At 43.7% G+C, this 16,272-nt stretch carries 12 protein-coding genes; 2 read left to right on the top strand and 10 right to left on the bottom strand.

Annotated elements, in window-relative coordinates:
* The 6 genes from H524_RS0110260 to H524_RS15405 all read right to left on the bottom strand — a co-directional run.
* The coding region (locus H524_RS0110260) for a helix-turn-helix domain-containing protein (protein ID WP_044122019.1) at positions 1 to 555 on the bottom strand (555 nt) is incomplete at its 3' end.
* Positions 556 to 713: 158 nt separating this feature from the next.
* Entirely contained in the window at positions 714 to 2,732 is a 2,019-nt protein-coding gene (locus H524_RS0110255; RefSeq protein ID WP_027940150.1) for a sensor histidine kinase, read from the bottom strand.
* A 118-nt stretch (positions 2,733 to 2,850) separates the two neighbouring features.
* Positions 2,851 to 3,564 (bottom strand): response regulator transcription factor, encoded by a 714-nt coding sequence (locus H524_RS0110250; protein ID WP_027940149.1) that lies wholly within the window; start codon positions 3,562 to 3,564, stop codon positions 2,851 to 2,853.
* Between the two features lie 282 nt (positions 3,565 to 3,846).
* Entirely contained in the window at positions 3,847 to 4,440 is a 594-nt protein-coding gene (locus H524_RS0110245; RefSeq protein WP_027940148.1) for a YqiA/YcfP family alpha/beta fold hydrolase, read from the bottom strand.
* A 403-nt stretch (positions 4,441 to 4,843) separates the two neighbouring features.
* Positions 4,844 to 5,668: a 3',5'-cyclic-AMP phosphodiesterase gene (gene cpdA, locus H524_RS0110240; protein WP_027940147.1), complete on the bottom strand. Its 825-nt coding sequence runs from the start codon at positions 5,666 to 5,668 to the stop codon at positions 4,844 to 4,846.
* A 611-nt stretch (positions 5,669 to 6,279) separates the two neighbouring features.
* Positions 6,280 to 6,978 (bottom strand): NUDIX domain-containing protein, encoded by a 699-nt coding sequence (locus H524_RS15405; RefSeq protein ID WP_044122018.1) that lies wholly within the window; start codon positions 6,976 to 6,978, stop codon positions 6,280 to 6,282.
* Between the two features lie 773 nt (positions 6,979 to 7,751).
* On the opposite strand from H524_RS15405, the gene H524_RS0110225 reads away from it, so the two are divergent.
* The gene (locus H524_RS0110225) at positions 7,752 to 9,104 is read left to right on the top strand and encodes an amidohydrolase family protein (protein WP_027940146.1); all 1,353 of its coding nucleotides are present in this window, start codon (positions 7,752 to 7,754) and stop codon (positions 9,102 to 9,104) included.
* Positions 9,105 to 9,378: 274 nt separating this feature from the next.
* Here H524_RS0110225 and trpS read toward each other — a convergent pair whose 3' ends face one another.
* The 4 genes from trpS to H524_RS0110205 all read right to left on the bottom strand — a co-directional run bounded on the left by trpS (position 9,379) and on the right by H524_RS0110205 (position 14,319).
* Positions 9,379 to 10,380, bottom strand: a complete 1,002-nt coding sequence (gene trpS / locus H524_RS0110220; RefSeq protein ID WP_027940145.1) for a tryptophan--tRNA ligase — start codon at positions 10,378 to 10,380, stop codon at positions 9,379 to 9,381.
* A 145-nt stretch (positions 10,381 to 10,525) separates the two neighbouring features.
* A complete protein-coding gene (locus tag H524_RS0110215) occupies positions 10,526 to 11,224 on the bottom strand; it encodes an HAD-IA family hydrolase (RefSeq protein WP_169726148.1) in 699 nt (232 codons plus the stop codon).
* A 265-nt stretch (positions 11,225 to 11,489) separates the two neighbouring features.
* Positions 11,490 to 12,158: a ribulose-phosphate 3-epimerase gene (rpe, locus tag H524_RS0110210; RefSeq protein WP_044122017.1), complete on the bottom strand. Its 669-nt coding sequence runs from the start codon at positions 12,156 to 12,158 to the stop codon at positions 11,490 to 11,492.
* 247 nt (positions 12,159 to 12,405) lie between these two features.
* Positions 12,406 to 14,319, bottom strand: a complete 1,914-nt coding sequence (locus H524_RS0110205; protein WP_027940142.1) for an AAA family ATPase — start codon at positions 14,317 to 14,319, stop codon at positions 12,406 to 12,408.
* A gap of 404 nt (positions 14,320 to 14,723) precedes the next feature.
* Here H524_RS0110205 and H524_RS15400 point away from each other — a divergent pair.
* Positions 14,724 to 16,272: ISAs1 family transposase (locus H524_RS15400; RefSeq protein ID WP_044122015.1), on the top strand; the 1,549-nt coding region annotated here is incomplete at its 3' end.

The raw sequence follows: 16,272 nt of genomic DNA, 5'->3' as shown, positions 1-16,272 counted from the left end.
ACTAAATTCCTTGTAGAGCATGAGAACGTTCTTCATTTTTTCTTCGAACATCTCATCAGTTCTTACAAGATAGTACTTAATCTTGTGCGGCTTTATGTCACTCTTGTTGAGAATTCTCCAGACAGTCGATTTTGATGCATTACTCAGCTCTGGATAGTTCTTTTCCATGCAGTGTTTTCTGACATGCTGCTTAAGCAAATCAATTGTCCACAGTTCATGAGGATAACCATATGCTGTTGGCTTGTTGCAAGCTAAGTCTATAACATAGCACTTCGCCTCATCCGAGATTGAAACCGGTCTTCCGGAACGCTCTAGATCGCTCCAGCATGATGAAAGCCCGTGCTTTAAGTACTTGTTTATGACAGTATGTACAGTTTTACAAGTTACATGTACTTCATTGGCTATGTCTTTTGGAGATTTGCCAGAATTGGCTAATGAGAGGATTGTGGCATTCCTAAAGGCTGTGTGTGTCTGGTTTCTTTCTCTCAGAACTTTAGCAACATCATCTGCTTCATCGTTACTAAGACGAACAATTTTGGTTACTGGGCGTGACATAAAAATAGGAACTCCTACCAGGATGTTCCTCTAATATATCACTTATACAGTGTTTAATACTAAATTAGTGTATATACTTATGAAACACCATGCTAGGCTACAAACTAAATGCCCAAACGCTACGCTATTGCTAGCGATCATAGAGCGCTACGCATTTGCTAGCGCTTCTTGACGTTGGATAGCAACAGACGCTCCTTGTCGACTACCTTGTTACTGTCATCATTTAAAGGCGGCAGTATCACAGAGGCAATCAGTCCATGTGGTGTAGCATTCTTAAAGCTCAACTTGGCGTTGATAGAGTCAGCGCTTGCCTTAACAATGGCAAGACCTAAGCCTGTACCAACCTGCTCTGAGCGATCACCATGCACACGATAGAAAGGCTCTAAGATATGCTCCATCTGCTCTGGTGGAATACCTGGGCCGTCATCTTGCACAATGAGCTCTAATCTACCGTCACTTAAGCAGTTAGCCATCATATCGATACGACCACCTTCAGGGGTGTACTTGATAGCATTAGACAAGAGGTTGGACATAATGCGAGTCAAACGCATTCTGTCGGTCACAATCTTATAGCGCGCCTCGCCCTCAACACCTAAGTCAATGCACTTACGATCGGCTAGCACTTCTTGCTCATCAATTAACTTTAAGTACAGCTCAAATACATCGATAGTCTCATGCACTAAGGTGTTCTTATTTTGTTCTCGTGCTAATGTGAGCAAGGCTGTCATGAGCTCACGCTCACGTGAGATACCCTCTTTTAAACGCTCCACTTTTGCTCTAGCACTTGGTGAGAGATCTTCTTTTTCCAAAGACTCTGCTTGCAGTGATAAAGCAGTCAGCGGAGTACGCATCTCATGGGCCGCATCAGCAATAAAGCGACGTTTTGACTGAATACCCTCATCAACCTTACTAAAGAGCTTATTTAACGCCAAAATAAAACCATCAAGCTCAGATGGCACAAAGCCTTTGTGGTTATCTGGAATGATTGGACTTAAATCATCCTCGCTACGGCGATAGAGCAGTCGTGCAATCTTATTGAGCGTAATAAACATCATCTTTACTGAGATGATGAGCAGCGGAATGAAGACTAAGTTAATGCCCAAGAACTGATAGATAGAGTTCATCAGGGCCTGTTTTGTAATGGTATCAATCGAACTTAATGGACGAGCTACCACAAAGCGCTGACCAGAGGAGTTCGTTGAAATGAAGGCACGCACGCGCTGATCTGCAACTAACAGAGTATAGAAGCCGTCATTAGCACCTGATGGGATATAAAGTGCATCACCAGGACGACCGAATAGTGGCGCGATGATAATATCGTACTTAAAACGATGTAAGTCTGAAATCGATGGTAAGAACTCATCATCCTGACCACGAGTACCCATGCCATCATTACGTGGTCTTACATTTTTACCATCGGCTGCGGCACCATCTTTATAGTATTGATCACGAATATATGGTCTACCGCTAGTTGAGTACTCAATAGTAATCTGACGGCCATTACTCATCATGCGCAGCACACGCTCATGATTGCGTCTTGGTGCTTCCCAACGACGTGGAATTATCATGCGATAGTTAATGGCAACAGATGCAATCTGCGAGAGTTCTTCGTCCACGAACTCTTGAGTAGTGTCATACACCCTCATATAGGACATAACGCCCATACAAGCAGTAGTAATCAAACCTACAATGGCGAAGATAACTGTGATTCTAAACTGCAGCGAACGAGTAAAGCCAAGACGACGTCTACGGCGGCGGCGTGCTCTTTCACTTGCCTTGCTATTCGCCTTGGAACTCTCTTTGCCGCTACTTGCTCCATCTGCAACACTAGAGTTTGTACTTGCTACCTCTTGAGCTTGCTTGGCATCTGCATCGGCTTTTGCATTCGCGTGAGCATTGGTAGCAGCAGCTGCGTTTGCATTGGTAGCTGCAGTTGTGTGAGCATTTGCTGCTGCAGCTGCGTTTGCAGTCAGGTCTGTTTTGGCATCTGCTTTGGTAGTTGTAGTTGCATTAGAGTCTATATTAGTAGCTGCAACTGCAGCTGACTGTGTGTCTGCATCAGCTTTTGCATCAGTGCTTGCGTGTACGTGTGACGAAGCCTCCTCTGCTTTGGCCGCAGAGACTTCACTTGGGGTGTTTTCCAAAGAAGTTGGTTTCTTTTCGTCAGACTGATGCATGCAAAACAACCAATGTGGCGTGTAACTGCCTTGCCTTGTGGCTGGCAGCTATACAAAAGATGGGAGTTATCAAAGTTGCAAGAGAGTTAAAGCTGCAGCTTTAATGATGTGGTGTGAACTATTTTGCGTCTTTTTTCTCTGGATCAACCCAAGACTCAACCTTGTTCATCTTCCAACCTACACCGCGAATGTTCTTGATGTACTGGGCACCGATCTTACGACGCAGAGTGTAGATAATGTACTCAAGAGCGTTAGAGTCAATATCTTCATCCCAACCGTAGATACGGCTTTCGATCATGTCACGAGAGAGTACAGTACCTGCACGGGACATTAAAGCCTCACATAATGAGAACTCACGGCCAGTGAGAACCTCAACGCGCTCAGTACCATCGGCATTACGAATACGCATCTCATAGTTAAGCGGATTTAGAGTCAGGTCACCGTAAGTAATAGAGCCGTCAGCAGAGGCACTTTCACGACGACGAGTTGCGGCACGAATACGAGCCAGTAGCTCTGACATAGCAAAAGGCTTAACTAAATAATCGTCTGCGCCCTTGTCTAAACCTAACACACGGTCAGCCACATCATCACGTGCAGTTAAGATGATTACTGGAGTCTTAAGATTATTTTTACGCCAGTACTCTAACACCTGAATGCCATCAACCTTTGGCAGACCTAAATCTAAAAGGCAGCAGTCAAAGTCATCAGCAAAAGGTGCCTCAAGAGCATCCTGTCCATTACGCATCCAGTCAACGGCATAAGCATCAGATGCTAAGTTATCCGCAACTGAACGACCGATCATCTCATCGTCTTCTACTAATAAAATGCGCATTGTCCTTTCCTTTTTGCTGACATTAATGATCGCATAAAGCGAAACTAAGGCTATTGTATGTTGCCATCCTTAGCTGATTCTTAGATATGCTACTCGACCTCATGAAACTCATGCCCATGTAAGATCCCATCCTATGGCCTATTTCAAGAGCATGATCTCATGCTCTGCAAAGGCCTACATGAGAGCGTAGTGCTGACTAGTTAGCACGGCTTTGCTAGTGCGTGCAGTGCTGACTAGTTAGCATGGCTTTGCTAGTTAGCGTAGTGCTCTTTGTGAGAGTGTCTAGCTTGCTGCGTAATCTAAGATTGGCTTGATGAGACTGGCAAAGTCATGAGTGAAGGCATGATCTTCACCCTTGATGATGTCGATATGACAGTCTTTATAAAGCTCGAGGGCAAAAGAATAATCCAAGACCTCGTCTTGATCACCAATGATGACATAAGTTTTCTTGGGCTCTACTTTAACTGAGGCATCTAAGCTTTTGAGCACATCAATCATCTCACTTTTTAGCTCAAAGTTACGATTGGTGCTGCTATTAAACTGCGGGCCAATCAGAGCCTTAAAGTAATTTTGAGGATGAACACATGGGTTTAAGAGTACTGCCTTGCAACCATGTCTTTGAGCCATGAGTGTACTAAAGAAGCCACCCATGGAGCTGCCAATTAAACAGACCTCATCACTTTTGTACTCTTCAAACACGCGATCAAAGTAGCCGCACAGATAGTTATAAGCCTCCTCAGGAGGATCAGGGTAATCAGGGCTATGCATATCAAAGCTTGCGCCTAAATTATGCTCTTTTAAATACTCTTTGAGCATGGTGGCCTTTACAGCATTTGGACCTGAAAGAAAACCATGAATATAAAATAAATGAGTCATGCCGCATCCTGCTTGTCACTAGCTTAGTACTAATAAACACATACTACTCTTATATCTTGCATATCTAAAGGGCAGCACAAAAGCGTTGCATGTTGGTGCGCATGGCTCTTTTAGATAACAGCTAGCTGTACAGCTCTTTTAGATAACATCTAGCTATCTGGATCTTTGAGATAGCTGCTATCTATCTGAATCTTTTGGATAACATCTAACTATCTGGATCTTTTAGATAACAGCTAGCTATCAAGCTTTACAAAGATACGAATTGCTTAAAAAGATATCTCAAGGGCCGGCATTATTGAGAGGATGGATGCCCAAATTGATGGTGCATGGCATGCATAACCAAGCTATAGAGCTAGCTTAGTACATGAGAGATAAGAGGTTTGGCATGAGCTTTAGCTTAAGCTTAATAGCCGGTGAAGCTAGTATCAGGGATAAAGCGTCCCTCTGGCAGACGGAACACTTGAGTGTTGATGTTGCCTGAACGGTCAAATTGTAAGTAGCGCCAACCAGGGCCTTTCAGATCAAGCGCAAAATCATGAGAGTATGGCTCAAACTGAATGGAAGTTGATGGAGAGGCGATATAGCGGATGTTATTGAAGATTTGGTCGTACTCTTGATGGACGTGACCAGATAGCACGAGCTTAACCTGTGGGAAATTACAGATAAATGAGTTGAACTCATCTTGGTTGTGCATGGTCTGAGTATCGAGCCAGCGGCTGTTGACGTGACGTGGTAAGTGATGCACTACCACGACAGTATTTAAGTCAGGACGCTCTTCAATTCTATCGCGTAAATAGTTTAATTCGTGGCGCTCTACCCAACCGTGAGGCACAGAATAGACCTCAGAGTTTAAGAAAACGAATTGCCATTTATCTGCAATTAAGCAACGCTGAGTATTAACACCATAGTCACTTAAGATGCGATACATTAATGGACCGTCATCGTGATTGCCAGGCACAAAGAATACTGGGCGCTCTAGCACTGATACAGCATGGGCAAAACGTTGGTAGGAGCTGACAGAATAGTCTTGAGAGATATCACCTGACACAATGACACAGTCAAAGTGGAGGTTTTGATTGAGAATTGACTCTAATACCGCTTTGAATGATTGTGCGGTATGAACACCAAGTAAGGTACCTGATTCTTCAGCAAATAGATGTGGGTCGGTAAGCTGCAATACACTCAGCTGCCCCTCCGCACTCTTTATTTGAAGATCATAAGTATCCATAAGGCACCACTACATAGACTCAACTCAAGTTGTATTCAACATAAGTCGCTTTGATGAGCACTACTGCTCAAGATAAGCACGCATAACATACCACTTAGGCATATTGAAGCTTTTGCCCGCGACTCCACAAAGCTCGCATACATTATGGGCACAGGCCATCACTATGCAGTATGTTATTCACAATTGACCTTTGAAACAGTGCAATAGATAACAGATTTTGCAGTCTAGAAAATCAAAGGCTAACTTTTTTGTAGATTTAAGTCCTTGGTCACACTCTTGAGTACTAAGAGCATAAGGTACTTAGCCTATCAAAGCGCTCTACTATACAGCATGGCAAAGTTAACTTGACTTGAGCAAATGTTAAAACATGGCAACACTCACACTTTTCAGTGTGCATAAGGCCTTAAACACAAAAGCTCTACGTATCTTTACTCAAACTAACTGTCAATGCATACCATCTAGAATCAAAAAAGCTATGTTTCCTCTGGCTTTTCATTTGATACAAAATCATTAGCATTGAAACGTCTAAAATGAAGATACGGCTAAAAAGCGCTCACAAGCGCACCTTTGCCAAAGTAACGACTCTGAACGCTTTAGCTATTTGTACTTAACTACATGCCATCCATCATCTGAGGTGCCGAATGGCAATCTTGGTTTTGCTCACAGTCTTTTAAGAACTCTGCGCGAATCTCATCGTAGTAAATCTGTAAATGCTGCAAAGCTAAGAGGGCTGGAGCATTATTGATACGACCATTGCGGCAGCATTCAAAAGCATTCTTAACAGGAAGCTTGAATACACGAATATCTTCACCTTCACTATCTAAGCCGCCATGGGAGAGGAGGTGATTGGCACTAATGCGGCCAATATAGATAGTTACTTTCTCTGAACAACCGCCTGGGCTTGGGTAGACTGCATTTACATAATGCAGATCAGATGGCTTAACGATAAGACCTGATTCCTCTTGTAACTCACGTACAGCTGACTCAATCTCGCTCTCACCGATATCAATCATGCCGGCTACGATCTCGATAAGCCATGGTGAGACTTTATCTTTAAGTGCACCAGGTCTGAACTGCTCAATCAGCACGACCTCTTGAGTAACTGGATCGAATGGCAAAATGGCTACAGCATCAGTACCGCGTTCAAAGATCTCACGATCGAAAATCTTGGTAGTTGCACCATTGAACTTCTTGTAAGAAACGCGATATAAATCCATAGCAAAATGCTTTTCAAACAGGCGCTTCTTCTCATGAATTACCACATCTTTAATCGTAAAACGTGGTTCTACCAGTTCGTCAAATCTGTCCATTACACTTAAATCTCACTACTGTATTGACCAAGCAAAACAAAAATTGAGCTTGGTTAATCATGCTCATACCTGAACAAGCAGTCAAACATAGGAAACGAGCATATCCAACCTAATACAAGACTTTGCTTATCCATAAGACAAGCATCAAGGCTTAGTTATGTTGTGCCTCAGACAAAACCAACACACCAACTTTAGTTACACACTAAAACATAAATACGGCTCGTGATTACTTTGTGCATGAGAACAGCAACAATACATCAAATTACCACAAATCATGCCTAAAACGATGAAAAACAAGCCGATTTTGCATGATAAGCCCCAAAAAATAGTCACTCTACAAGTACAAGCTTACATCATTGGCAGCATCGCCAATGCAAATAAAGCTTTGCAAGCCATTAACCTGCACACCTTAAAGTGCTCATGCTCAAACGCAAAGCAGCTATCTAATGGCTGCATGCTGTATCTGCTCATAATGCATAACTTAAGGATAGCTATTAATTGCGCATGCAGTATTTGTTCTGCAATATCTTGCCAAGCTTGCTAGATAAAATTTGTTATAGATGCGGCCCTTTAGCCCCAAAGTCTAAGAATAGTGGTATAACATTATGATGAGCTCACAAGCTTGTAGCTAATTTTAGTTGCAGCAAGGCATAGCAGTTAAGTGAGATACTTAACTTGAGCCTAGCTTTAGCATAAGCAAAACATCATGAAGCTTTTTGAGGCTTTCCTCTTTATGCTTGTGGTGTGTTTTATTCAAGATCGACGGAGGCCCCATGTCTAAGATTGCGTTGAAGAATGCTACTGTCATGTGTGAATCAGGCTTTAAACGAACTGAAGTTCTGATTGAAGATCGCTTAATTGCCAAGATAGATCCACAAGTAAATACCGACGGTGCTAAGGTCATCGACTGTCATGGCATGTTGGTGCTCCCAGGCCTTATTGACGCCCACGTTCACTTCAGACAGCCAGGTATGGAAAAGAAGGCTACCATCAAGACTGAGTCAGCAGCCGCTGCCTTAGGCGGTGTTACCTCCTTTATGGATATGCCTAATACCAATCCACCAACTGTCTCCATGGACGCTCTCAATGGCAAAAAGGATATTGCCAAGAAAGATAGCTACGTTAACTACGCTTTCTACTTAGGCGCAAGCGATAAGAATCTTGAGGAAGTAAAACGCGCTGATCCTCATGAGATCGCAGGTGTGAAGATCTACATGGGTTCAACTACTGGCGGCTTATTACTTGAAGGTGAGTCTGCCTTAGTTAAGATGTTCAAGGCATCTCCAACCTTAGTTGCCACCCACTGTGAAGACAACGCCATCATTAATGCCAATACAGCTTTAGCAAAAGAGATGTACGGTGATCATATTCCATTTAATATGCACCCAATCATCCGTAGCCGCGACTGCTGCATTAAGTCATCAGCACTGGCTATTGAGGCCGCTAAAGAGGCTGGTGCTAGATTGCATATTGCTCACTTAAGCACCGCTGAAGAAGTTGAGATGATGAGAGAGTTTGCTAGCGGCCCTCTGCACTCACGTCAGGTCACCGGTGAAGTATGTATTCCTCACATGTTCTTTAACGAGGGTGATTATGACCGCCTCAAGGGCTTCTTAAAGTGCAACCCATCCGTTAAATACGAGCGCGACCGTCGTGCTTTATTAGCAGGCTTAAGAAAAGGCTTAATCTCTACTATTGGTACTGACCACGCTCCTCACGAGTTAGCAGTTAAGACCTCAGAGAACTACCTCAATGTCGCCTCTGGTCTGCCATCAGTTCAGTACAGCTTAAGCGTCATCTTTGAGCTCTCTAAGCGCGGCGAGATTTCTCTTGAAGAGGGTATCAAGGCTGCAACTTGCAATGTTGCTGAGCGCTTTGGTATTGAAAAGCGCGGTACCATCAAGGAAGGCTACTACGCTGACTTAGTTGTATTTGACCCAGGTGAGAGCTTTATAGTAGAGCAAAAGGACATTGCATCCTTATGTGGCTGGTCACCAATGCTTGGTCAGCGCTTCAAAGGCCGTGTCCGTGACACCATCGCCTCTGGCCGCTTAGTAGTTCAAGACTACGCTATTGCCTCCGAACCAGGCGATGCTATGGCCCTGCGCTTTAACGTCAACGACTAAGCTGGACGCAAAACACAAGCGCCAAGCTCTCCAATGCACAAGAGATCAAGCTCTAGCCCCTTTGGGCAACTAGCGCCCAATCAGACCTCCAAGGCACAAGAGCTTAAACTCTAGCGCCTTTGAGCAAATCGCGCCAAATTGATTGTCCTTGAAAAGAGTCATGCATGGTGCAAATTTTCAAGGGCATGATCTTAGGATATAAAAAAGCCACGTAGTATCATCAGATACCCGTGGCTTTTTTTGCTTTACGTAAGAAGAGCTCTTGCTCTCTTAACTACAATACGTAGTAGCCGATCTTCTCGTAAACTTCCTTTAAGGTCTTCTCAGCACGCTCGGAGGCACGCTCAGCACCCTTCTTAAAGACCTCATGCATATAGGCCTCATCAGAGCGAATCTCATGGTAGCGCTTCTGAATAGGCTCAAGCATAGCAACTACAGCCTCGCCTACCTCTGCCTTGAAGTTACCGTACATGGAACCTTCAAAGTAAGCAACTAACTCAGGAATTTCCTTGCCAGTTGCAGCAGACATAAGCTCAAGTAAGTTAGATACACCTGGCTTATTCTCGCGATCAAACTTAATTGAAGGTGGATCCTCTGAGTCGGTAACAGCTGACTTAATCTTCTTTAAGATGGACTTAGGCTCTTCTAAGATACGGATAACGTTCTTAGGATTATCATCAGACTTAGACATCTTCTTAGTTGGGTCTTGCAGTGACATCACGCGAGCACCAGCCTTTGGAGTAAAGCCCTTAGGCATTACAAAAGTCTCACCGTAAATGCCATTGAAGCGCTCAGCGATGTCACGGGTCAGCTCAATGTGCTGCAGCTGATCGTCACCAACAGGAACTAAGTTTGCCTTGTACAGCAGAATGTCAGCAGCCATTAATACTGGGTAGTTGAACAGACCAGCTGTTACATTATTAGAGTAACGCTTGGACTTGTCCTTGTACTGAGTCATACGGCTAAGCTCACCCACCTGGGTGTAACAGTTTAAGATCCAGCCGAGCTTACAGTGAGCTGGAACGTGAGACTGCAGGAAGATAATTGACTTATCAGGATCAATGCCGCAAGCAAGGAAGATAGCTAAAGTGCTCATGGTATTTTCACGCAGCACCTTAGGATCCTGACGCACGGTAATGGCATGCTCATCTACTACGCAGTAGATACAATCAGCCTTGTCCTGCATCGGAACCCAGTTACGCAGAGATCCGACGTAATTACCGATTGACAGTTCTCCTGAAGGCTGAATGCCCGAAAAGATAATATCCTTAGACATAGTAATAAAGTTCCTGATTTACCTGACGGTACATAACATCATACTGCCCCAATATCACGCCCCTTGTGGTCGCAATCTCTACCGTCAATGCAGTATGACTTAACGAAATCTGTGGGCACTTTATGCCCCAAAGTGCTGCTACTCTTTAAGAAGCGTCTGGCAGGCTCTTTATAAGCTCAGTAAGCTGTACAAATGAGTCAAACAGATAGTCTGGAGAGCAGTCTGTCTTGAGGTCGTAGCCACCATCATAGCCATAAGTAAAGGCAATGGTTGGCATGGAGGCATTTTCACCAGCACGCACGTCATTGATGGAATCACCTACCATAGCAGCGTCTTTTGCATCCACACCTAGCTTGTCAAGCACATAGTACAGTGGTGCTGGATTTGGCTTACGCTCTGAGAGCACTTCACCACCTAAAACCGCGCCCATGTACTTATCTAAACCCATGTACTTAATCAAAGGCTCAGCAAATACATGTGGCTTGTTGGTCACCACACCTAATTTGATGCCAATGCTATGAAAGTACTCAATGCCCTCTTTTACGCCTGCATATACCTCAAAGTTTTCATGTAAGCCTTCGGTATAGTACACCTCAAACAGAGCTTTTGCCTCTTTTAACTTGTCTTCAGGCACCTCGTCGATAGTGATATCGTGACGGCCTAAAATGATGCGACCTAAGAGCATAGCCACGCCATTACCAACATAAGTAGCCATCAGCTCAGCGCTTGGAGTATCTACTCCAAGCTTTTGGGCAACCTTGGATGCCGCAATGGATAACTGCGGCAAAGTGTGGGCTAAAGTTCCATCTAAATCAAAGAGCAAAGCCTTTGGTTTATGCGTCAATTGCATCTTCTTATTCCACATCTAACAGCACTACATCAAGCATACTATGCTTTTCGGCGCTTAAGTACATACAACAAAAGAGGCGCTATAGTCTAGTAATTAGCTTATGGCCTAGCCCTTTGCCTAAGGCTAGCTGGGCAAAAGGGGTCGGGACATAAAGGAGGCTGCAGCCCTATCTAAGAAAGGCCATAGCCTAGTGTTACAACTCAGAGCCACAGGCGGCCTGACATAGACGCTCATAGCGTGCCTTAGCGATGCCTATAATTTAGGCTAAGGCAGCACGCAGATCAGACATAGCCTTAGCAATGTCGTCCTTGCCAAATAATGCTGAACCAACTACGAACATTTCAGCACCGGCATCAGCACAAGCACGAATGGTGTTTGGAGCAACACCGCCGTCTACTTCGATCTGAATATTAGCACCAGCAGCTGCAGCCATAGCCTTAACTTCCTTGATTTTTTCCATCATAGCAGGAATGAGCTTCTGACCACCAAAGCCTGGGTTAACGCTCATAACTAAAACGAAATCTAAGCGCTCCCATAAGTATCTTAATACTGAGGTATCGGTACCTGGGTTTAATACTAAGCCAGCCTTACAGCCCTGCTCACGAATGAAAGATAAGTAGCGATCAACGTGAGGAGTTGCCTCTGGGTGGAAAGAGATCATGGAGGCACCGGCCTTAGCATAATCGCCTAAAACCTTTTCATTGATTGGCTCAACCATTAAGTGCACATCTAAGATGGCATCGGTAAAGCGAGCACGGATCTGCTTTAACAGATCTGGACCGAAGGTAAGGTTCTGCACAAAGTGGTAGTCCATCACATCAAAGTGAATGATGTCAGTACCTACGTCTAAGGCCTTTTGAATGTCATTACCTAAGTCAAGTAAATCAGCAGACAGAATAGAGCCAGCGATGAGATGCTTCTTATCCATAATTCTCAAAATCTAAGTATTGAACACAGCAGTAACATCTAAATTACATAGATTGAAGATGATGCTGCTATAGAAAGTGGGTAAAGCCTAAGTTCTAGGCACTGTGAATAGGCAAAAGCCCCGATCGAATTAGGCATATATAAGCCTTTTTCGATCAGGGCTTTAAGTACAGTCAAACACGATGAGCTTTGTTTTTAAGCTTATAAGACTTACTTAGAGTCAACATCTGCCTAACTGCTTTAACTGATTAACGTAATTCGGCTTTAGCTTCACTAATGCGCTTAGCAAAAGGAGTAGCGCCTTGTGAAACTGACAGCGGAATATTTCTAGATGCTGCAATAGCCTCTTCTCTGGTTGCATAGTCACCTGAAATTAAGATGTACCATGGTCTGCCATTACGGGAGCTATCAACAATCCACCAAGGAGTGGTTAAACCACGAGCGGCGGCAGCAACGTTAGCACGGTTAGATGCAGAAACAATCTGCACAGTCCAGTGATTGCCATTTAAGGCACCAATCTTAGCCTTGCTCTCAGCTGAAGCAGCGGTGTTTTGTGCAGCTGGACGACTTGCTTGAGCCTGAGCCTCTTGTAACTGCTTTAACTGACGTTGTTCATCAGCAAGTGAAATCACCTGACCAGCCTTGAGTGGCTGACGCTGTGGCACAACAGGCTTTGGAGCTACAGGAGCAGCTGGCTTTTGAGCTTGAGCAGTTTGATTTTGAGCATTAGCCTGAGCTTGGGCTTGAGCCTTGGCTGCAGCCTCGCGATCAGCCTTAAGCTTCTTTTGAGCTGCAGCTTCTAAAGCAGCAGTATCGCGTGCAATGCTCTGTGCAACTTGATTTTGTGGCTGCACCATTGGCTTTGGAGCTACCTGAGGCTGAGCAAGCTGCTGAGGCATTTGCTGGGCCATTTGCTTTGGTCTCTGCTGAGCCATTTGCTGAGGCATCTGCTGAGGCACTGGTCCAGCCATCTGACTTACTGGAGGCACATCAATCGCAGTAGTAGCTAAGCCGCTACCTGCTTTAATGTGGTTAAAGTTGTCAGAACGACGCAGTACAGGGACCTGAGCAGTAGCTTGATTTACAGATCCTCCCACTCCCCTGGGATATCCGGAGTTGTTAGCTCCGCCTTCAATTTGCTCTAGCTCTTTGCCAGATAAGGTAACTGAATGCTCAGTTTCCTTCTTAACAATCTCAGCATCAACTCCACCTGGAACAGCATCTGGCAGTAAACCACCATCAGCCTGGAGCTTTTCATCGTCGTTGAATACTAATGCATCACCATTGGCAACTTGAGACTTGGTTGCGCTCTTGCCTGAATCATCAGAGCCAAAGAATGAGCCACCAAAGAAAATTGGGATAAGGCAGGCAAACACAATAACAATGCACACTACTGTGACAAAGATGCCTACTGAGCTGCTCTTCTTCTTTGGCTTGGCAGCTGCGTCCTTACCTGCTTTACGCATTCTGTCATTGCTGACCTGCGGACTAGTCGGATCTTTCATTAATTTCTCCGTTATTGCAATGATTTTGCTCATATTGCCATCAGCATTGCTAAGAGCTTCAGGCAGCTTATTCTTGATGCTGTTATAAATGCGCATTGCATTTTGAACAGCAAACAGATGTCGTGACAGTATACCTGCTTCTTTTAATGATAATGCAGGAATTTCCATAACAGAAACATCTACATTACCCACAGGTCGTGCGGCTTTTTCATCAGCCCATAGCGGCTGACAAACAAGCACAAAGGAGAAGCGACCTTGACCTGCAAACTGCTGATGTAAAGCCAACAGCTCATTGTAGAACGATGATACAACGGTATCGATATCATCAACTACTACCAGAATCTTGTGATTGTACGGAATATGTACTGATGACAGGATATCAGGCAGATTTAGATCATAATCGTACTTACCTGAAGGAATAAGCTGTTGCAAAAAAAGCTCACGCAGACGCTGAATTTGCATGTCCTTATGACATGGGATAAAGACAGCACGCATCTTAGCGTCAGTTTCATTTACCAACTGTTCGCAAACAACAGTACGACCTGAACCGGTTTCACCTGAGAGCAGAATGAAGCTTTCTTCTTTGACGGCCATCTCTACAAGTTCATTGCAGAATCTCTTTTGGCTTTCCAAAGATGCCAGTGCTTCGATATCCATGTGCAACCATCCTCTCTTCAGTCACATTGTGCTGCCACATCTTAGCGTCAACCATAGCGCTTATAGACAGTATCTCTTATAAGAAAGTACTTATCTAAACACTATTGAAAACGTGTTTGATGCCTATTTAGGCATATGACGGCACAGCTATGCATCATCCTACTTATCGCAAATACTCAATTTTAACGCAAGTAGGCCAAGATACCAAAGGTCTAATGATACCAATGTAACAGTATCGCAAGAAATAATACTGATTTAACCATTCAATATGCCATTTCCCACGCTTTTTCTTAGAGCTTGCGATAACACACCGCTCCTCCACAAATCTTCATAAATACACAGCTTGTTCTTACATTGAGTACAATATGTTCTTCCCTTAAGTAGTATCGAGCTCTAATACACACATGAAAAAAGAAGATTTACCAGAATTTGCTAAACCTTATAAAACAAAGGGTTACGACGTAAGATTAGTTCGTGGTGCTTATCAGCTCTTTAAGATTTCTTCTAAGAGGGTGCCAGAGAAGTCTTACCCTGTTCTTATTCAAGAGTATGTCGGGACAATTGATCCTGAAAAGGGACTTATTCCAAAGAAGATCACAACCAATAAAGCATCAGCATTTGTTGAGTACGGACTCAGTCACTTCATACTAAGTCGCTACAAAAGTGAGTTGTTACAGGCATGCAACTTTGATAACAGCGAATCTATTCAGTCTGTATACATGGGCATTGTGAAGTTTATGTACGGCCATACTCAGCAGCGCTTTATTGATCTTTCGTACCTTCAAACAATGATTAAGCCGTGCCCAGAACTAAAAGGTAGTAGTTCAGCAAAGCGCGTAGCAAAAGTGGCCAGCAAGATAGCGTCTTTGCTAAAGGAAGATATTCCTGACACTGCAGACCGCGACTACGTGATTGCTGCACTTAAAGATATTAAGGCAGATCCAAGCTTAGAAAAACCAGCAATTGCCTATTCAGATGAGCTGACCGCACTATTGGATAAATATGGGATTGATACGAGATTAATTATAAATAACTCTAAAATCCTAGCTGCCCATCTTAGGCAAGTCTCTATGACAATCTATCCACTCAAGGAGCCAATCAAAGTTGATAGGAAGCATGTGGATACACTTTTACATTTCTTTGATGACGTAAAAGACTACAGACAGGCAAATACGCAAGAATATAACCTTGATAATATCTTTTGTATCTGTCTACTGTTGGCAATGAAAGGTGAGTTAACGTCCTTTTCATATGCAGCCGAATACATCCAGATTAAGGATGATTACTTTCAAAAACTAAATCTCATTGAAGGCAAAAACTATCCTTCCTATGACACTTTAAACCGTATTTTCCAGCACATTGACTCACAAGAGCTAAAGGATAAGCTGCTTAAGAGCATTGACAGACTAATTAGGAAAATTACTGGCACATTTGGCTCTGAACAAGAGCAGCAAAATAGACTTGAATGCGATGACAGCAAGCCCCTGAACAAATCAGGATGTCAGGTCAATATCTTTGATAGCTCAAGCTTACTACGCCTAGTATCAGAAGCTCTTGACGGCAATAAGCCTGAGATTAGTGCATTTGAGCAAATGCTTAAAAGATACAAGCTCAAAAATACAATGATTACAGCTGATGCTCTTCACTGCCAGCTAGAGACATGTCATATCATCGTAGACAAGGGTGGTTTATACATATTTGAGGTCGATAGCAATCATGCTGCTCTCAAAGAGCACATGACTTGTGTGATAGATCAGAACCAAGATAAGTGCATTACGAAGACTTTCAATAATTGCGACTATGAAATCTTCATCCTTGATTACAAGGCAACAGAGCAAGAGTTGCCAGAAACAAAAGCCTTTGTTCGCATGGTAAGCCATAAGCGAAAAGACCTAAAAGACTACAACCCTGAACAAAAGTACTTCATATCATCAGCAAACAATGCTCAGCTTA

Source organism: Anaerobiospirillum succiniciproducens DSM 6400, from assembly GCF_000482845.1.
Lineage (GTDB): Bacteria > Pseudomonadota > Gammaproteobacteria > Enterobacterales > Succinivibrionaceae > Anaerobiospirillum > Anaerobiospirillum succiniciproducens.
Note: the sequence above shows the minus strand (reverse complement) of the source record. Positions and strands in the feature narration are given on the sequence as shown.